17 protein-coding genes are annotated in these 19987 nt (G+C 43.5%); 16 read left to right on the top strand and 1 reads right to left on the bottom strand.

Annotated features, from left to right (window positions below; all coding sequences use genetic code 11):
* Positions 1 to 212: 212 nt before the first annotated feature.
* The 11 genes from rpoE to acpS all read left to right on the top strand — a co-directional run bounded on the left by rpoE (position 213) and on the right by acpS (position 9236).
* Positions 213 to 791: an RNA polymerase sigma factor RpoE gene (gene rpoE, locus L4C32_RS06990; protein WP_428196144.1), complete on the top strand. Its 579-nt coding sequence runs from the start codon at positions 213 to 215 to the stop codon at positions 789 to 791.
* A gap of 24 nt (positions 792 to 815) precedes the next feature.
* Complete coding sequence (locus L4C32_RS06985; protein ID WP_428196143.1) at positions 816 to 1457, top strand: RseA family anti-sigma factor; 642 nt, start codon at positions 816 to 818, stop codon at positions 1455 to 1457.
* The gene (gene rseB, locus L4C32_RS06980) at positions 1458 to 2426 is read left to right on the top strand and encodes a sigma-E factor regulatory protein RseB (RefSeq protein ID WP_428196142.1); all 969 of its coding nucleotides are present in this window, start codon (positions 1458 to 1460) and stop codon (positions 2424 to 2426) included.
* Entirely contained in the window at positions 2426 to 2920 is a 495-nt protein-coding gene (locus tag L4C32_RS06975; RefSeq protein ID WP_428196141.1) for a SoxR reducing system RseC family protein, read from the top strand. The genes rseB and L4C32_RS06975 overlap by 1 nt, the downstream gene beginning before the upstream one ends.
* A gap of 79 nt (positions 2921 to 2999) precedes the next feature.
* Entirely contained in the window at positions 3000 to 4793 is a 1794-nt protein-coding gene (gene lepA / locus L4C32_RS06970; RefSeq protein ID WP_428196140.1) for a translation elongation factor 4, read from the top strand.
* A gap of 63 nt (positions 4794 to 4856) precedes the next feature.
* Positions 4857 to 5762 (top strand): signal peptidase I, encoded by a 906-nt coding sequence (gene lepB, locus L4C32_RS06965; protein WP_428196139.1) that lies wholly within the window; start codon positions 4857 to 4859, stop codon positions 5760 to 5762.
* Between the two features lie 5 nt (positions 5763 to 5767).
* On the top strand, positions 5768 to 6439 hold the full coding sequence (rnc, locus tag L4C32_RS06960; RefSeq protein WP_428196138.1) for a ribonuclease III: 672 nt from the start codon (positions 5768 to 5770) through the stop codon (positions 6437 to 6439).
* Positions 6439 to 7404, top strand: a complete 966-nt coding sequence (gene era / locus L4C32_RS06955) for a GTPase Era (RefSeq protein WP_428196137.1) — start codon at positions 6439 to 6441, stop codon at positions 7402 to 7404. Before rnc ends, era begins: the two co-directional genes overlap by 1 nt.
* 10 nt (positions 7405 to 7414) lie before the next feature.
* Complete coding sequence (gene recO / locus L4C32_RS06950; RefSeq protein WP_428196188.1) at positions 7415 to 8128, top strand: DNA repair protein RecO; 714 nt, start codon at positions 7415 to 7417, stop codon at positions 8126 to 8128.
* Positions 8125 to 8856: a pyridoxine 5'-phosphate synthase gene (gene pdxJ / locus L4C32_RS06945; RefSeq protein WP_428196136.1), complete on the top strand. Its 732-nt coding sequence runs from the start codon at positions 8125 to 8127 to the stop codon at positions 8854 to 8856. Before recO ends, pdxJ begins: the two co-directional genes overlap by 4 nt.
* Positions 8856 to 9236 (top strand): holo-ACP synthase, encoded by a 381-nt coding sequence (acpS, locus tag L4C32_RS06940; protein ID WP_428196135.1) that lies wholly within the window; start codon positions 8856 to 8858, stop codon positions 9234 to 9236. The genes pdxJ and acpS overlap by 1 nt, the downstream gene beginning before the upstream one ends.
* Positions 9237 to 9263: 27 nt before the next feature.
* Here the strand turns inward: acpS and barA are convergent, their stop codons facing one another.
* Positions 9264 to 12065, bottom strand: a complete 2802-nt coding sequence (gene barA / locus L4C32_RS06935) for a two-component sensor histidine kinase BarA (protein ID WP_428196134.1) — start codon at positions 12063 to 12065, stop codon at positions 9264 to 9266.
* 184 nt (positions 12066 to 12249) lie between these two features.
* Here barA and rlmD point away from each other — a divergent pair, with 184 nt between their 5' ends.
* From rlmD to eno, 5 genes are all read left to right on the top strand, one after another.
* A complete protein-coding gene (gene rlmD, locus L4C32_RS06930) occupies positions 12250 to 13587 on the top strand; it encodes a 23S rRNA (uracil(1939)-C(5))-methyltransferase RlmD (RefSeq protein ID WP_428196133.1) in 1338 nt (445 codons plus the stop codon).
* 47 nt (positions 13588 to 13634) lie between these two features.
* Complete coding sequence (gene relA / locus L4C32_RS06925; protein WP_428196132.1) at positions 13635 to 15857, top strand: GTP diphosphokinase; 2223 nt, start codon at positions 13635 to 13637, stop codon at positions 15855 to 15857.
* A gap of 71 nt (positions 15858 to 15928) precedes the next feature.
* A complete protein-coding gene (gene mazG, locus L4C32_RS06920) occupies positions 15929 to 16738 on the top strand; it encodes a nucleoside triphosphate pyrophosphohydrolase (protein WP_428196131.1) in 810 nt (269 codons plus the stop codon).
* A gap of 130 nt (positions 16739 to 16868) precedes the next feature.
* Positions 16869 to 18509 carry a CTP synthase gene (gene pyrG / locus L4C32_RS06915; protein WP_428196130.1) on the top strand — a complete coding sequence of 547 codons (1641 nt, stop codon included), beginning with the start codon at positions 16869 to 16871 and terminating at the stop codon, positions 18507 to 18509.
* 84 nt (positions 18510 to 18593) lie between these two features.
* Complete coding sequence (eno, locus tag L4C32_RS06910; protein ID WP_428196129.1) at positions 18594 to 19895, top strand: phosphopyruvate hydratase; 1302 nt, start codon at positions 18594 to 18596, stop codon at positions 19893 to 19895.
* Positions 19896 to 19987 lie beyond the last annotated feature (92 nt).

Genomic DNA, 19987 nt, shown 5'->3' with positions numbered 1-19987 from the left:
ATCTTATACCAATCTATCTTTGTTCGTCACTTGTTGCGGTGCTAAACTAGTGGGAAATTAGCGAAGTAGATAGAATTTTGACCGCTAAAATGAGCAATGTAATATTTAATTTGAACTTTCATTATTAATGGCAGTCCTACTTATTGCTCAACTTAGCAGAGGTGTCAAGGCTGCTTTTGACGATATAATAACTAAATGAGGTATGTGCTCGAATGAGCGAGCAGTTGACTGACCAGGTATTAATTGAGCGTGTTCAAAACGGTGACAAGCAAGCATTTAATCTTTTGGTAGTAAAATACCAAAATAAAGTGTGCAGTCTTGTTTCTCGTTATGTTAACAATTCAGGCGATGTACCGGATGTTGCGCAAGAGGCGTTTATTAAAGCGTATCGAGCTCTTCCCGGATTTAGAGGCGAAAGTGCTTTTTATACATGGCTATATCGAATTGCGGTCAATACAGCAAAAAACTATATTGTGGCTCAAGGACGTCGTCCTCCTGCCAGTGATATAGATGCTGAGGACGCGGAATATTATGAAAGTGGAACGGCCTTAAAAGAAATTTCGAACCCAGAGAACTTATCGTTGTCTGAAGAGTTAAGGCAAGTCGTTTTTAGTACTATTGACGCTCTACCTGAAGATTTAAAAACAGCAATCACATTACGAGAACTGGAAGGTTTGAGTTATGAAGATATTGCAGAAATTATGGATTGCCCTGTTGGTACGGTGAGATCTCGTATATTCAGAGCAAGAGAAGCGGTTGAAAAGAAAATTCGACCATTAATGCAGAGCTAATTCGGCACTTAAACGGTGATGATAATGTTTCATAACGACAAACAGTCTGATAACGAAAAACTCTCTGCTTTAGTAGATGGAGAGGTGGTAGATAAAGGGTTACTATCCACTTTGTCTACCGACAAGGAGTGTTCAGATGCTTGGGCGAGTTACCACTTAATTGGTGATGTAATGCGCGGAGAAGCACCTGTAAGTAAAGAGTGGGATATTGCTGGCAATGTTGCTTTGGCATTAGAACAAGAGCCTGCACATCAGTTAACGAGTTCAGATAATGTGGTCGAACTGATGGCGTCTCAACCTAAACCGACACAAGCTCGAAGAACCCTACCTTCTTGGTTGACACAACTGAGTCAAGTTGCGTTAACTGCGTGTGTTTCGTTAGCCGTGATAGTGGGTGTACAGCAATATAATGGTGTGGATGGAGCGGGCTCAGCTATTGAGCAGTTGCCTGTTTTAAATACCGTCCCATTTGCCGGATCTGCTGAACCTGTGAGCTTAACTAGAAACTCAGTAAGACACACTTCTCAAAACGAAACTCAGTTAATGGAGCAGAGACGTCGAGTCAATGCAATGCTGCAAGATTATGAACTTCAATTACGATTGAATGCTCGCGACAGCAGTGTTAAAGATGATCCATTAACACAAGACAGTAAAATGGCAGAATAGATGAAAAAATTCCTGATCGGTGTTGTAGCACTGATTAGTTTGATTCCAATACAAGCCTCAGCAGAGTCAGAAACTGCCGAGGCTTTGTTGCATCAAATGAGTCAAGCTAGTGATCAACTTAACTATGAACTCTCTTATGTGCTAATTCGAAAAAATAGCATAGAGCCTTTAATGTATCGCCACTCAAACAGTGATGAGCAGACGTTTGAGCATGTTATCTATTTAAGTGGTCCGGTCCGTGAGGTGATCCGACGTGGCGAAGAGGTGAGTTATATTGAGCAGAGTATCGAACCTTTCTCTTTGGCTACAGAGTCAATGGTGGCACCTTTACCCCCACTCATGAATCGAAGCATTGAGCAACTTGCGCAATATTATGACTTTGTCTCTATGGGACGGTCTCGTGAGGCGGGATCTCCATGTGATGTGGTTAGAATCGTACCGAAAGATGGACTGAGATATTCCTACTTGGTTTGGATCGATCAACGCAGTAACTTACCATTGAGAACAGATCTAATTGATCGTGATGGTGAAGTGATCGAGCAATACAAAGTAATCTCTTATGCTGTCAATGATAAAATTGCCGAGCTGATGTCAGGTCTAAAAAAGGCGACACTGCCAGAAGTGGTGAGCTTCCCTAAACAGCCTGTTGGCAGCGTAAACTGGAAACTTGGCTGGAAGCCTGCTGGGTTTGAGGTTGTTACTCTTAATCGATATAACTTAGCCAATACGCAAAGAGAAGTAGAGAGCCAAATGTTCACTGATGGCCTGTTTACGTTCTCTGTATATGTTTCAGACGCAGACTCTAAGTCGTTGAAAGAACAGCTGGTTAGGCAGGGGCGACGTACATTGCACAGTCATGTGACCAATAAGCGTGAAGTGACCATCATCGGAGATATACCTATTGCCACCGCAAAACGAATTGCAGAGTCTATTCGCTTTGATAGCGATAGTAGTAAGGATAATCAGTAATGATGAGTGCTCTAGCAACTGTGATCGATATTGAAAATGATCGGGTGACAGTCGGCTGTAAGCAACAAACCAGTTGTGGCAACTGTGCGTCAAAACAGAGTTGCGGCACTGGCATCGTATCTGGAGTGATTCCAGGAAAAGAGCATCAGTGGACGTTCACCACTCAGCAGTCCTTAACAATTGGTCAACTGGTTGAGATAGGCCTTCCAGAGAAGAACTTACTGCAATCCGCAATTATTGTTTATATTATCCCCTTGCTTTTTTTACTGCTTGGGGCCCTCTTTGCACAGACGATTTTAGAGCCTATTCTTCGCCTAGGCGAACCGTTTGTAATTGCTGTAGCCATTGTATTTACAGGGGTTGGATTCAAACTGGCAAAGTGCATTGCAACAAGAAATGAAGCAGGAACAGAAGGCGAATTACGTCTGTTAAGAGTTCTTGGTGCACCGTTATCTGACAATATGACGACAAATGCAGCATCAGAAGATAGCTAGCTGCGCCGAAATTCGGTAGAATCCTGCAACTTGATCTAACGATCCCATCTTTTTATTAATTGAGTCAGTCACAATATCCATGAAGAATATTCGTAATTTTTCGATCATCGCGCACATCGACCACGGTAAGTCGACTTTATCCGACCGTTTAATTCAGGTTTGCGGCGGCCTTGCAGAACGTGAAATGGCAGCCCAAGTGCTTGATTCAATGGATATTGAACGTGAGCGCGGCATCACCATTAAAGCCCAGAGTGTTACTCTTGATTATAAAGCGAATGATGGCGAAACCTATCAGCTCAACTTTATCGACACCCCAGGCCACGTAGATTTCTCTTATGAAGTATCTCGCTCTTTAGCTGCTTGTGAAGGCGCACTGTTAGTGGTTGATGCCGGTCAAGGCGTTGAAGCTCAAACGTTAGCCAACTGTTATACGGCGATGGAGATGGATTTGGAAGTGGTTCCAATCCTTAATAAAATTGACCTTCCTGCAGCAGATCCTGAGCGAGTCGCTGAAGAAATTGAAGACATTGTTGGTATTGAAGCTAGCAATGCGACTCAGTGTTCAGCAAAAACCGGTTTAGGTGTTGATCTGGTATTGGAAGACATTGTTGCTTCTATTCCACCACCAGAAGGTGATCCTAACGCGCCATTACAAGCCTTGATTATCGATTCATGGTTTGATAACTATTTAGGTGTTGTTTCACTGGTTCGAATCAAAAATGGGTCGCTAAAGAAAAACGACAAAATCAGAGTGATGAGCACTGACCAAGTTTGGGGTGTTGACCGTTTAGGTATCTTCACACCAAAACAGGTTGATACCGACTTACTGAATACCGGCGAAGTAGGCTGGGTCGTATGTGGTATTAAAGACATTCTTGGTGCACCAGTTGGTGATACGCTTACTGTTGCCAAAGGGGGGAGTACCGAGCGTCTTCCTGGCTTTAAGAAAGTAAAACCTCAGGTTTACGCAGGTCTATTCCCTGTCTCTTCCGATGATTATGAAAATTTCCGCGATGCATTGGGCAAACTGAGTCTGAATGATGCCTCTCTATTCTACGAACCAGAGAGTTCATCGGCATTAGGTTTTGGTTTCCGTTGTGGTTTCCTAGGCATGCTGCACATGGAAATTATTCAAGAGCGCTTAGAGCGTGAATATGATCTCGATCTTATTACGACAGCGCCAACCGTAGTGTATGAAGTGATTGAGAGTGATGGCAACCTTCTTTATGTCGACAGCCCAGCTAAGCTGCCTGCTGTTAACAGTATTGAAGAGATCCGTGAACCTATTGCACGTTGTCACATACTGGTTCCTTCTGAATATTTAGGTAATGTAATTACCTTATGTATTTTGAAGCGCGGAACGCAGGTGGATATGGTTTATCACGGAAATCAAGTGGCACTGACTTATGACATTCCAATGTCTGAAGTGGTGTTAGATTTCTTCGATCGATTAAAATCGACCTCACGAGGTTATGCTTCGTTGGATTACAACTTTCAGCGTTACGAACTGTCTAACATGGTTCGTGTTGACGTATTGCTTAATGGTGAGAGAGTGGATGCACTCGCGATCATTACGCACCATGATAATTCACAGAGTCATGGACGCCAACTGGTTGAGAAGATGAAAGAGTTCATTCCTCGCCAGATGTTTGATATCGCGATTCAAGCGGCAATTGGCGGTCATATTATTGCTCGTTCAACCGTTAAACAGTTGCGTAAAAACGTTATCGCAAAATGTTATGGTGGCGATATTAGCCGTAAGAAGAAACTGTTGAAGAAACAGAAAGAGGGTAAAAAACGCATGAAGCAGATCGGTAATGTCGAGCTGCCTCAAGAAGCGTTTTTAGCCATACTTCATGTAGGTAAAGATTAATCTTTATCCACTCAGCACGATGTTGAAACATATTAAGCAATAAACAGATATTAAGGGAAACAAATGGCAGCTACTTTTTCGCAAATTTTGGTTTTACTTACCTTATTTACGGGAATCATCTGGGCGTTAGATAAATTTGTTCTAGCACCAAAGCGTAAGCTAAAAATCGATGCTGCGGCGGACATTTCTGGTGGTCTGGTTGATGCCGTTTCTCTTGCTAAAGTTGCGCCTCAACCCGCTTGGATAGAGACTCCGGCTTCTATGTTTCCGGTGTTAGGGCTAGTGTTAATATTACGCTCATTTATTTATGAACCGTTCCAGATTCCATCCGGTTCAATGATGCCGACGCTTTTGGTTGGTGACTTTATTTTGGTTGAAAAGTTCTCCTATGGCCTTCGTGAGCCAATGTGGAGAAACGAGATACTAGAGACTGGAAAGCCTGAACGTGGCGATGTGATTGTCTTTAAGTACCCGGTTGACCCTACTATTGATTACATTAAACGAGTGGTTGGGCTTCCCGGTGATACCGTGACTTACACTCAAGATAAGAAATTGTGTATTCAACAGTCAGGTGAAGGGTCGTGTAAGTGGGTGCCACTTACTGATGTACAAGTCAGTCAATTTAGTCAAGGAAGAACGGATTTGATTCAAGCTACGGAGCAGTTAGCTGATAATGGTATCAAACACCAAATTTTAGTTAACCCTTACGCACCAAACCGTGAGGCAAATTACTCGCCTCGTCCTGGTGTGAATACGTGGGTTGTGCCAGAAGGCCACTACTTTGCTATGGGTGATAATAGAGACAATAGTGCAGATAGCCGTTTTTGGGGATTTGTCCCAGAAGAGAATTTAGTGGGTAAAGCGGTCGGAATCTGGATCAGCTTTGAATTTGAACGCGGTAGCGATAGTGTGCTGCCATCTTGGATACCTACCGATGTACGATTCAGTCGTGTCGGCGGAATTGATTAAAAATTATGACCACACCAATTAACAGATTACAAAGAAAGATCGGCTATGAGTTTGTAAACCCTGAGCTGATCAACTTAGCATTGACTCATCGTAGTGCTAACGGAAAACATAATGAACGTCTAGAGTTTCTGGGCGATTCTATTTTGAGTTTTGTGATTGCTGATGAACTGTATCACCGTTTCCCAAGCGTTGATGAAGGCGATATGAGTCGTATGCGAGCCACATTAGTGCGAGGACATACTTTGGCTGAGCTTGGCCGAGAGTTCATGCTGGGAGATTATCTATTTCTAGGTCCAGGTGAGCTAAAAAGTGGCGGGTTTAGACGTGACTCTATCTTAGCTGACGCTGTAGAAGCAATTATTGGCGCTATCTATTTAGACAGCAATACCGAAGAAGTACGTAAGATTATTCTCGCTTGGTATCACTCGCGTTTAGAGACCATTGAACCGGGTGTATCACAGAAAGATCCAAAAACGAGGCTTCAAGAGCATTTACAAGGCAGACGTTTACCACTGCCTGCTTATAATGTGACTAATATTAAAGGTGAGGCACACAATCAAGAATTTACGGTTGAGTGTGACATTTCAGGCATGGAAAAACCTGTTGTAGGAAAAGGCAGCAGTCGTCGCAAGGCAGAGCAAGCGGCCGCTGAAATAGCATTAGGACAACTGAGTTAATGTCAGAAGATAAAGAGTTTGACCTCGACGCCTATTTTTCGTCAGAGGGAAGTACAACAACAACAGATAATCAGCATTGTGGATTTATTGCCATCGTAGGGCGCCCAAATGTTGGTAAATCGACCCTGCTTAATAATTTATTAGGGCAGAAAATATCGATCACCTCTCGCAAGCCACAAACCACTCGTCACCGTATAATGGGTGTCGATACTGAAGGGGATTATCAAGCCATTTTTATTGATACTCCGGGCCTTCACATTGAAGAGAAGCGCGCGATTAACCGTTTGATGAATCGCGCAGCTAACAGCTCATTAAGTGATGTGAACTTAGTCCTCTTTATGGTGGACGGTACGCACTGGACCGCTGATGATGAAATGGTGCTGAATAAATTGCGTAAAGCTGAGTTCCCAACAGTGATGCTGGTGAACAAAGTAGACAACGTAAAAGATCGCACCGAAGTGATGTCTCATATGCAGACATTAACCGAAAAAATGGATTTTGTTGACGTGATTCCTGTTTCTGCAAAGAAAGGAACCAATGTTGATGCGATTCGTAAAATTGTTCGTGAATACCTACCAAAAGCGGAGCATCACTTTCCTGAAGAGTATGTGACTGATCGTTCGCAGCGCTTTATGGCCTCAGAGATCATTCGTGAAAAACTGATGCGTTTTACTGGCGAAGAACTGCCTTACTCTGTGACGGTTGAGATCGAACGTTTTGATTACAATCCTGATAATGATGGTTTTCAAATCAATGGTTTGATTCTGGTTGAACGTTTAGGCCAGAAAAAAATGGTGGTAGGGAAAGGTGGTGAAAAAATTAAAACCATCGGTCGTGAAGCTCGCCTAGACATGGAAAAACTTTTTGAGCGCGGTGTCTACTTAGAACTATGGGTTAAAGTGAAATCAGGTTGGGCTGATGATGAGCGTGCACTGCGTTCATTGGGGTACATTGACGACCTTTAATAACCCCTTGATGGAGGATGGGCTGCAGCGCTGCTTTGTCCTTCATCGTCGACCCTATAGCGAGACGAGTCTTATCTTAGACGTGTTTAGCGAAGAGTATGGTCGCCTCTCAATTATGTCAAAAGGCGCTCGCAGTAAACGTTCTCATTTGAAAGGGGCACTGCAGCCATTTACGCCACTGCTGATGAAGTGGTCGGGTAGAGGCTCTATGCGAACCCTTCGTCAGGCAGAAACCATCAGTCTCTCGCTACCATTAACCGGTGTTATGCTCTATTCAGGGCTCTATCTCAATGAGTTACTTGGACGTGTTTTAGAGAGTGAAACCCCATATCCAGCTCTTTTTCTAGACTATCTATCTGCATTATCAGAACTTGCTCAAACAGAAAACCCAGAACCGGCACTGCGTCGCTTTGAGTTAGCACTCTTATCAGCAATGGGGTATGGCGTAGATTTTTTACACTGCTCAGGAACGGGGGAGCCGGTGGACCCTGATATGACTTATCGCTTTCGAGAGCAAAAAGGTTTTCTGGCCTCTATTCGAATGGATAACCTCACTTTTTATGGTAATGAACTGATTGCCATCAGCGAAAGAAGATTTGAAACAAAAGAACAATTAAAAGCGGCTAAACGCTTTACACGTATAGCATTAAAGCCGTATCTTGGTGCCAAACCATTAAAAAGCAGGGAACTGTTTGTTCCTCGAGCAAGGAGAATTGCAAAATGAGTCCAATCTTACTTGGTATTAATATTGATCACGTCGCGACCCTAAGAAATGCACGTGGAACTAAATACCCAGATCCTGTACACGCAGCGGAGATCGCAGAGCGAGCTGGGGCTGATGGCATCACTATCCATCTTCGAGAGGATCGTCGACACATCAACGATCGCGATGTGCGAGTGTTGAAAGAGACGATTCAAACGCGCATGAACTTAGAGATGGCTGTCACCGATGAGATGGTTGCTATTGCACTTGAAGTGCTTCCCGAGTACGTATGTTTAGTTCCCGAAAAACGTGAAGAATTAACGACCGAAGGCGGACTTGATGTGGTTGGGCAGCTAGAGAAAGTGAAAGCGGCGACACAAAAGATGACGGCTGCAGGAATTAAAGTCTCTCTCTTTATTGATGCTGACCCTAAACAGATTGAAGCTGCTGCCGCTTGTGGTGCTCCTTTTATCGAGTTGCATACCGGCCAATATGCAGACGCTGAAAATGAAGAGCAACAGAAGGTTGAGCTTGATAAGGTTGCCGTAGGGGCAACTTATGCCAGTTCGTTAGGCATTAAAGTGAATGCTGGGCATGGCCTTACCTATCATAATGTTAAAGCGATGGCTGCTATTCCAGAGCTGTATGAACTGAACATTGGTCACTCTGTGATGGGTAGAGCAATGTTTGATGGCTTAAGTAAAGCGGTCAGTGACATGCGAGTGTTGATGGATGAAGCTCGTCGTTAATGGCTATTGTTGGATTAGGTACTGATATTGCTGAAATTGAGAGAGTGGAAAAAGCGCTCTCTCGAAGTGGTGATGCTTTTGCCCAGCGTATCTTAACGGATCGAGAGTATCAAAAATTCAGTGGGTTAAAGCAACAGGCTCGTTACCTTGCGAAACGCTTTTCTGCCAAAGAGGCTGCCTCAAAAGCGTTGGGAACAGGGATTGCTTGTGGGGTGACGTTTCAAGATTTTGAGATAGGCAATGACCATTTAGGAAAACCGGTCTTAACGTTATTCGGTAAGGCACTAGAACTTGCGACAGAAAAAGAGGTGAGCCAGATTCACCTCACTATATCAGACGAAAGAAACTACGCAGTGGCGACCGTTATCTTTGAATCTTGAGATCGAGCAGAGATCGCTCTGCTCGTTCTATAGCTTTATCACTTTATAAATATCTTTCGCTGACTCACAAACCTTAGTTAACTCATCTTGCAGTTCAAGTAACTCAGGCTCAATATTATCGATAGATTGTTGAGCTCGTAGCTCCGTCTCAATGGTTTGACACAATGCCTTTAATCGAGGGACACCACTGTAAGAGCAACTTCCATGCAATTTATGGATGATCTCCTTAAGCGCGATGACTTGCTGCTCAGGATTCTCTAGTGTGATCTCTATCTGTTGGTCAACTTCTGGAATGAAATCGACCAGCATCTGCAGCATCTCTTTTGCTAACCCCTCTTTACCTGCCGCCTGTTTTAAAGCGAGCGTCCAGTCAATGGGATCAGATTTCTTCGGTACGGACTGGCTCTTTTTGATGAGAGAGTTAACATCCACCGATGTTGGCTGTACTTTCTCAACCTGAGTCGAGCAGCTGTTAGGATCCCAATGCACCAACACTTGTTGCAAAATATGCTCTTCAATCGGTTTGGTTAAATAGTCATCCATACCAGCATTAATGAGACGTTCGCGTTCCCCTGCCATCGCATGTGCGGTGACAGCAATAATCGGAGTCATGACGTTATGAGGGATTTCTCTGATTTTTTGACACGCCATTACCCCATCCATTTGAGGCATTTGAATGTCCATTAAGATCACATCAAAGTGTCGGTTTTGTGCCTGTTCCACGGCTTCTTGGCCACTACTACAAGAGATAACGGTTTCAACACGCTCTTGAAGTAGCGCGGTAATCAATTTTAGGTTCGCGGGGTTATCATCAACCGCCATAACGGTTAACGGCAGGATCTCATTCTGTGGTTGCATTGGCGTTGAAACCGCAACCTCTGGCAGAATATCGCTTGAGATAACGAGCGCATTAAAAAGTTTTCTTTTCGCCAGTGGTTTGGCCAAACAAGTCACATTAGGAATGTGGAGCAGCGTTTCAGACAGCGCGAGCTCAGTACTGGGTAAACCCACAATGACTTTAGGACACACTATCTGCAGTCGGTTGATGTAATGTAACACAGAGCTATTGTCCCAACTGCTATCAGCACTGAAATTGATAAGAGCCACATCGTGAAACTCAATGTGTGAGGGAATCTCTAAGCAGTGATCGACGGATAAGCCCTCTTTCGACAGCTGTTGTTGCAAAATCGCAGCAGATTGAGTATTGGAGTCAATAAGTAAAATGCTCTTTCCAATAAGTTGCTCACTGTCGATAGGCTCTGCAATAGGTAATTCTGTGGTGCCTAATCGAATTGAGAACCAGAAAGTTGATCCTTGGTGTAGACGGCTACTTAATCCAATCTCTCCACCCATTTGAGAGACCAGTTTTTGGGTGATAACCAGACCTAACCCGGTTCCACCATAGCGGCGAGATATACTGGCATCAGCTTGGCTGAAGGCTTGGAATAGCTGCGCTTGTTGTCTCTCTGAGATGCCAATACCAGTGTCACGAACCACAAACTGAATATCAATGCTGTTGTCACTGAGCATCTTCAACTCAATCGAAATATCAATATTGCCACGTTCAGTAAATTTGATGGAGTTTCCAACTAAATTGGTTAACACTTGCTGAATACGCAGTGGATCGCCAATCACTCCAGTTGGAATGTTTGTGTCCACTTTTAAGGTTAACTCTAACCCTTTTTCGTGAGCGCTTGGTGCCAATAGAGCAACCACTTCATCAAGCGATTCTTGGAACTCAAAAGGGATGTTCTCAAGTAACAGCTTGCCCGCTTCAAGTTTTGAGAAATCAAGAATGTCGTTAATGATCGTTAACAGGTTATTCGCTGAACCTTCAATGGTGAGTAGGTAGTCTTGTTGACTGCTTGAGAGTCTGGTTTTCAGTAGCTGTCTGGTAAATCCAATGACGCCATTGAGTGGGGTACGCAGTTCATGAGACATATTAGCAAGGAACTCTGACTTCACTCGTGCCGCTTCTTGTGCGCGTTTTTTCGCGATATCCAGTTCCACGTTTTGGATCTCTAATTGTTCTAAAGTTTCCCGTAGATCAGAAGTGGCTTGATCGATACTCTGCTGCATCTCGACATGGTATTCCGAAAGTGAAATCGCCATGGCATTAATACCATTTTTTAAGGTGTCTAATTCACCGTGCAGATGGGTTTCAATTCGAGTATCTAAGTGGCCGCGCCTGATGCGATCGACCACGCTCACCATATGAGAGATAGGTTTAGTCACATCTTGCATCAATCGGTAGGCGAATAAGCCAGATAGACTTAAGCCCAGCGCTAGCACCGTCAGGGCCGCGAATATCTCTTGGAATTGCTGTAGACGTAGAGAGGAGAGATCCAGCTCAATGGCAATATAACCTAAAGGTTGATTGATGGCGGTGTCTTCAAATTGATTTGAGAATTGCCCTTCAGCCAAAATAGGCGCTCTAAGAATTAAAATATCATCATGCAAGTTAACGTCTAAGAGAAGAGGAATAGGCACCTCTCTATTTAACATGAGCTGTTCAAAATTGGGATGAAAGTTTGAGGTAACAAACAGTTCATGGGTTGAATCAAATACGGCAATGCTTCGAACGATTTTGGAGTGTTTTCGATGGGTGTAACTGATGAGTCGTCGAACCGCTTCTCGGCTTTTAGTGGTCATCCCATATTCACTGGAGATGGCTAATGGTTCAATGATGCTGGTACCGGTAGAGATGAGTTGGTTCTCAAGATCGGTATACCGATTCATCGTAAAAAAAGTACTAAGTAACAGACCAATGATCAAAGTAGGAGCCAAGGTCATGGTGATAACGCGAGCACGTAAGCCGTATTTAGTCATGATTCTCTATAATTGCAAATTTATGTCACTGTGGGAAAATAGCTGTTATGTCGACATAGCTATCTCGACTCTAATACAATAGGTGTAACATTACCTCAATAGTCAGTATATTTGCGAATATAATTTGGTCTAAGCATTAGGATATTGAGATCCCAATAGATTTATTTTCATTAGGTTATTTTTAATGGCACAATTTTTTAAACCCTTAAAAACAAAGCGTATCGATGCTAAGCATAAAGCCATCAACATTATTCGGTTGGATCATTTAGGTGCAGGCATTGGGTTATTAGACAAAAAAACCGTTTTTATTGATGGGGTTTTACCTGAAGAGCGTGCTTTAGTTCAGTTAACGGAAAATAAAAAAAATTACGCGAAAGCTAAATTGATTAAGTTACTGACACCGAGTTCAGAGCGAGTGGACCCGTTTTGTCGCCACTACCAAGAGTGTGGCGGTTGTAATTTACAGCACTTGAGTTTAGCGGGGCAGATTAAGGCCAAGCAGAGTGCATTAGATGAGTTGATGAGCAAGTTTTCAGGCCAAGAACTTGATAAACAAGAAAAAGCTCAGCAGCCACCTATATTGAGCGCAGATCATGCTTATCGACGTCGTGCTCGCCTGAGCTTACAGTTTGATCGGCCATCAAACGCGTTATTGATGGGATTTAGAAAACGTCAGAGCAAGTCGATTGTTGACGTTCGAGAGTGCCCCGTATTAACTCAGCCACTTGAGTCACTATTGGGTGAGCTTCATTGTGTGCTCAATGGCCTGTCTGCTCGTCGAGATTTAGGGCATGTTGAATTGGTTGAGGCAAGTACAGGCAGAGTCTGTTTGTTACGTCATTTAAAACCACTCTCTGTTAACGACTTAGAACAGTTAACCGCCTTTGCAAAGCAACATCAGTTGACACTCTTTCTTTCTCCTGACAGTAACGTTGTTGATAGAGTATACGGTGAGGCTCCCTACTATGAGATTGATGGGGTAGAGATCGCCTTTACGCCTCAAGATTTTATACAGGTTAATCGTCAAGTGAATGAAGATATGGTCCAACAAGCCATTTCATGGTTAGATCTACAAAGCAGTGACCGAGTACTTGACCTATTTTGTGGTTTAGGTAATTTCAGTTTACCTCTAGCGAAAAGAGTCAATCACGTTGTAGGTGTTGAAGGGGTTGAGGAGATGGTTCGGTGTGCTCAAATAAATGCAGAGAGCAACGGATTATCGAATGTTAGCTTTCATCATGCCAACTTAGAACTGGATATTACCAAGCAGGCTTGGGCCAAAAATACATTTTCAAAAATAGTGCTAGATCCAGCGCGAGCAGGGGCTCCAGGCGTGATGGAGTATGTGGCAAAACTGCAAGCACACTCTATAGTGTATGTTTCATGTAATCCGGCGACATTGGCCAGAGACAGCCAAGTACTGTTGCAAAGTGGTTATAGGTTACAGAAGTTAGGTATACTGGATATGTTCCCTCATACAGGACACTTAGAGTCGATGGCACTGTTTCAAAAAAATAAATAAGATAGATAAAGAGTCACTCTCATAATTAATAAAAATAGGATAGACAGATGGTCGCGGTTCGCGGTGCACACTTAAAGGAAAATGAAGAGTTCAATCTTGATGAGTGGATATCAAGTCTTAATCAAGACGCCAAAACATCAAATAAGCTAATCAAAGTATATCAATACTGTGCTCAGCTATTAGCTGGACACGAATCCGGAGTACTGCTCTTATGGCAGGGCCGTGAGATGATTGAAATACTGAATACGTTAAGTATGGATAAAGCGACATTAATGGCTGCTCAGTTATATCCTCTGGTCGCTAATGGGCTTTGTGATCGTGAAGCGTTAGACGAACTATATGGTAAAGAGGTAGTTAAACTGGTTGATGGTGTGGTTGAGATGGCGGCTATCGGTCACCTGAGTGCCACCCAAGATGGATCTGCAACATCGGTCCAAGTGGATAATATTCGACGTATGCTGCTCTCTATGGTGGATGATTTTCGCTGTGTGGTCATCAAGCTTGCTGAACGTATCTGTAATTTACGTGAAGTGAAAGATGCGCCAGATGCGGTTCGTCGTGCCGCTGCAAAAGAGTGTGCCAACATCTACGCCCCATTAGCTAACCGTTTAGGTATTGGGCAATTGAAATGGGAGATGGAAGACTACGCTTTTCGATATCAGCACCCTGACACTTACAAAAAAATAGCGAAGCAACTTTCTGAAAGGCGTATTGTGAGAGAGGAGTATATCTCTGATTTTGTTCACGATTTGCTTGAAGAGATGGATGTTTCAAATATTGATGCTGATGTCAGCGGTCGACCAAAACATATCTACAGTATTTGGCGAAAAATGCAGAAGAAGAACTTAGATTTTGATGAGTTGTTTGATGTGCGAGCGGTCAGAATTATTGCCGCTAAACTGCAAGATTGTTACGCCGCCTTAGGTCTCGTTCATACCAAATACCGCCACCTTCCTAATGAGTTTGATGACTATGTTGCCAACCCTAAACCTAACGGGTATCAATCGATCCATACCGTGGTATTAGGACCGGAAGGAAAAACGATTGAGATTCAGATCCGAACCAAGCAGATGCATGATGACTCTGAACTGGGAGTGGCTGCTCACTGGAAATACAAAGAGGGCTCTAGCGGGGGGCATTCCGGCTATGATGAAAAGATCACATGGTTGCGTAAACTTCTGGATTGGCAAGAGGAGATGTCAGACTCGGGCGAGATCTTGGATGAGTTAAGAAGCCAAGTCTTTGAAGACCGAGTGTACGCCTTTACCCCTCGAGGTGATGTTGTCGATCTGCCTATTGGTGCGACCCCCCTTGACTTCGCTTACCACATTCACTCTGAAGTTGGACACCGCTGTATTGGTGCCAAAGTGGATGGACGTATCGTCCCATTTACGCATGTACTAACCATGGGCAATCAGGTTGAGATTATTACCCAAAAAGAGCCAAACCCATCTCGAGATTGGTTAAATCCGACTCTTGGCTTCGTCCATTCAGGGCGTGCTCGAGCCAAAATTAATGCGTGGTTTAGAAAGCAGAGCCGAGAAGGAAATCTAGAGGCGGGTAAAGATATCTTAGAGACTGAGTTGGCTAAGATTGGTGCTACGCTGAAAGATGCTGAGCAGTATGCTCTTAGACGATTCAACGTGAACAGTGCCGACGAACTTTATGCGGGGGTAGGCAGTGGCGATCTTCGCATTAACCAAGTTGTTAATCATATTAATGCTTTGGTAAACAAACCAACGGCAGAAGAAGAAGATCAAAAGGTTTTGCAAAAACTGCAGCTCTCTGAAGAGAAAGCAGCGGCCAATACACGATCTCAAAAAGATGCGGTTGTGGTTGAGGGTATTGATAACTTGATGAATCACCTAGCCCGCTGTTGTCAGCCGATCCCTGGTGACGACATCGCTGGATACATTACTCAAGGTCGAGGGATTTCAGTACACCGAAGTGATTGTGAGCAGTTAGAAGAGTTAAAACATCATGCTCCTGAACGTATTATCGATACGGTATGGGGAGGCGGTGTGGTTGGTTCATATAACCTAACTCTTCGTGTCACTGCTCTTGAGCGTACGGGATTATTGAAAGATATTACCTCACTGTTAGCGAATGAGAAAGTTCGAGTCTCCGGTATGAAGAGCCGTACAGACTATAAAAAACAGTTGGTTATTATGGACTTTGAACTTGAGGTTCTGAATACTGATATTTTAAGTAAGCTCATTACTCGTGTTGAACAGATACGAGATGTGGTTGGGGCGCAGCGATTGAGCTAACCAGATTGATTAACCGATAAACCGTAAAACCCACCCAACAAGGCGTGGGTTTTTTATTGAAGGAGCATTTTGTGGATAAAGAGAATATTGAGCAACTGTTAACCATCATGGCAAAACTTCGAGATGAAAAGAGTGGCTGCCCTTGGGATAAAAAGCAGACTTTTGAATCGGTGATCCCTTATACCATTGAAGAGACTTATGAAGTGGTTGATGCTATCAATAATCAAGACTGGGGGAACTTAAAAGAGGAGTTGGGAGATCTGCTGTTTCAAGTCATCTTTTATAGCCAGATAGCCAAAGAGAAAAAGCTGTTTGACTTTAGTGATGTGGTGAGTGGAATTAACCAGAAACTGACTCGTCGCCATCCTCACGTATTCTCAGACCAAGTATTTGCTAACGACCAGGAAATTGCAGCCAATTGGGAACGTGAAAAAGCCAAAGAACGGCTGGAAAAGCAGCAAGATGAGACGCTCAATTTGAGTGTTTTAGATACTGTGCCCGTTGCCCTTCCTGCGTTAAGCCGTGCAAGAAAACTGCAATCTCGATGTGCTAAATTTGGTTTCGATTGGGACACATTTGGCCCCGTGGCCGATAAAGTAAAAGAGGAGATTGACGAGGTAATTGAAGAAGTGATTCAAGTTAATCCCGATCAAGATAAAATTGAAGAGGAGTTAGGGGATCTGCTTTTCTCTGTGGTGAATATGGCCAGACATTTAGGCAAGGATCCAGAGCAAGCTCTTGCCAAAGCAAATCACAAATTTGCCAGACGCTTCAAAGGGGTTGAGACGAAAGTGACCCAAAAAGGGAAGGTATTGGAGGAGTGTAGCTTAGAGGAGCTAGACCAAGAGTGGGAAAATGTTAAGCTCGATGAGCGGAATTGATTTAAAGCAAAAAATAAATCGGATGGCTGTGATAAGTTTCACGTTGTGAACATAAGGTGGTTCTGGTATATTTTCATCCCGTCCAGATGATATCCATTTTCTACCTCACAACACCAATTTCAGGTTACGTATGACGACGAATTACATTTTTGTTACTGGAGGGGTTGTATCCTCTCTTGGTAAAGGTATTGCAGCAGCATCATTAGCCGCTATTCTTGAAGCGCGTGGCTTAAATGTCACTATGATGAAGCTTGACCCATATATCAATGTTGATCCAGGCACAATGAGCCCGACTCAGCATGGTGAAGTATTCGTTACCGTTGACGGAGCGGAAACAGACTTAGATTTAGGTCACTACGAGCGTTTTATCCGAACCAAAATGACTAAGCGTAATAACTTTACGGCAGGTCGTGTATATGCGGATGTTCTTCGTAAAGAGCGTCGTGGCGACTACTTAGGTGCCACGATTCAGGTCATTCCTCATATTACCAACGCGATTAAAGAGCGTGTTATTTCAGGTGCTGAAGGCCATGATGTAGCGTTAGTTGAAGTCGGTGGAACGGTGGGTGACATTGAATCTCTACCGTTTATGGAAGCGATTCGTCAATTAGCGGTCGAACTGGGTCGTGAGCGTACCATGTTCATGCACCTTACTCTTGTTCCTTATCTAGCAGCAGCTGGTGAAGTGAAAACCAAACCGACACAGCACTCTGTAAAAGAGCTGCTCTCAATTGGTATTCAGCCTGATATCTTAGTTTGTCGTTCTGATCGTAACATCCCATCGAATGAACGTAAGAAAATTGCGCTTTTCTGTAACGTACAAGAGAAAGCAGTTATCTCGATGAGAGACGTAGATTCGATCTACAAAATCCCACAACTTATTAAATCTCAAGGTATGGATGATCTTGTTTGTCAGCGCTTTGGTATTGAAGCACCAGAAGCTGATCTTTCTGAGTGGGAACAAGTTATTTATGAAGAGGCGAATCCAACTTCAGAAGTAACGATTGGTATGGTCGGTAAATATATCGAACTGCCAGATGCCTACAAGTCAGTGAATGAAGCATTAAAGCATGCTGGGCTGAAAAATCGCTTGAGCGTTAAGATTCAGTATATTGATTCACAAGATGTGGAATCAAAAGGGACAGAGATTCTGTCCAAACTTGATGCGATTCTTGTACCTGGTGGATTTGGTGATCGTGGTGTTGAAGGCAAAATTCTTGCCGCACAATACGCACGCGAAAACAGTGTTCCTTATTTAGGCATCTGCCTAGGTATGCAAGTCGCTCTAATCGAATATGCGCGTAATGTTGCTGGATTAGAAGGTGCTCACTCAACAGAGTTCTCAAAAGAGACGGCTTTCCCTGTTGTTGGTTTGATCACCGAATGGGTTGATGGTGAAGGTAAAGTTGAAGAGCGTACTGAAAAGTCTGACCTAGGCGGAACGATGCGTTTAGGCTCTCAGCTTTGTCATTTAGCAAAAGGTTCGAAGGTTCGCGAGCTGTACGGCAAAGCAACCATCGAAGAGCGTCACCGTCACCGTTACGAAGTGAATAACAATCTGCTTCCTAAATTAGAGAAAGCAGGCTTGAAGGTTTCTGGGTTATCATCAGATAAGAAATTAGTGGAGATTGTTGAGATTCCAAACCATCCTTGGTTTGTGGCTGCTCAATTCCACCCAGAATTTACGTCAACTCCTCGCGATGGGCATCCATTGTTTGAAGGTTTCGTAAAAGCGGCTGGTGAAAACCAGCGTAGTGAGTTTGACAAATAGATTCATAAATAGCTGTAGTCGTTAGTTCGTTACAGCTATTTTTAGCTTTTAATTTTTGATTTATAAACTATGGAGAGAAACATAATGTCTAAAATCGTTAAAGTGCTAGGTCGTGAAATTATTGATTCACGTGGTAACCCAACTGTTGAAGCTGAAGTACACCTAGAAAGTGGCTTTGTAGGTATGGCTGCTGCGCCTTCTGGTGCATCAACGGGTTCTCGTGAAGCGCTTGAACTGCGTGATGGCGACAAAGCACGTTTCCTAGGTAAAGGTGTTCTTAAAGCGGTTGCTGCTGTAAATGGCCCAATTGCTGAAGCACTACTAGGTAAAGATGCGAAAAACCAAGCTGAACTTGATCAAATCATGATCGATTTAGATGGTACAGATAACAAAGCAAAATTTGGTGCGAATGCAATCCTTGCTGTTTCTCTAGCAAATGCAAAAGCAGCTGCTGCAGCAAAGAGCATGCCTCTTTACGCACACATTGCTGAACTTAACGGCACTCCAGGTGTTTACTCTATGCCTCTACCAATGATGAACATCATCAACGGTGGTGAGCACGCTGATAATAACGTTGATATTCAAGAGTTCATGATCCAGCCTGTTGGCGCATCAACCCTTAAAGAAGGTCTACGTATCGGCGCAGAAGTTTTCCATAACCTTGCAAAAGTACTTAAAGCGAAAGGCTTAAGCACTGCAGTTGGTGATGAAGGTGGTTTTGCACCTAACCTTGAGTCTAACGCTGCTGCACTCGCTGCAATCAAAGAAGCGGTAGAAGCTGCTGGTTATGAGCTAGGCAAAGACGTTACTCTTGCTATGGACTGTGCTGCATCTGAGTTTTACGACAAAGAAGCTGGCAACTACAACATGAAAGGCGAAGGCAAAGTTTTCACTTCTGAAGAGTTTAACTTCTACCTACAAGATCTTGCTAATCAGTACCCTATCGTTTCTATCGAAGATGGTCTTGACGAGTCGGATTGGGCTGGTTTCAAACACCAGACTGAGCTTCTAGGTGATAAACTGCAAATCGTTGGTGACGATCTGTTCGTTACAAACACTAAGATTCTTGCGGAAGGTATTGAGAAAGGCGTTGCTAACTCTATCCTTATCAAGTTCAACCAAATCGGTTCACTAACAGAGACTTTAGCGGCAATTAAGATGGCTAAAGATGCTGGCTACACAGCAGTAATTTCTCACCGTTCTGGTGAAACTGAAGATGCAACTATCGCTGATCTAGCGGTAGGTACTGCTGCTGGCCAAATCAAAACAGGTTCTATGAGCCGTTCTGACCGTGTTGCTAAGTACAACCAGCTAATCCGTATCGAAGAAGCTCTAGGTGAACTAGCACCTTATAAAGGCCTTAAAGAAGTTAAAGGTCAAGCTTAATTCATATGAATAAGTGAGTTTGCTTCAACCTTAGTTGAACTGAACAATGTTGCTAAAACCGTCTCTTCATGAGGCGGTTTTTTTTATGGGGA

Source organism: Aliivibrio kagoshimensis, from assembly GCF_050337105.1.
Classification (GTDB): domain Bacteria; phylum Pseudomonadota; class Gammaproteobacteria; order Enterobacterales; family Vibrionaceae; genus Aliivibrio_A; species Aliivibrio_A kagoshimensis.
Note: the sequence above shows the minus strand (reverse complement) of the source record. Positions and strands in the feature narration are given on the sequence as shown.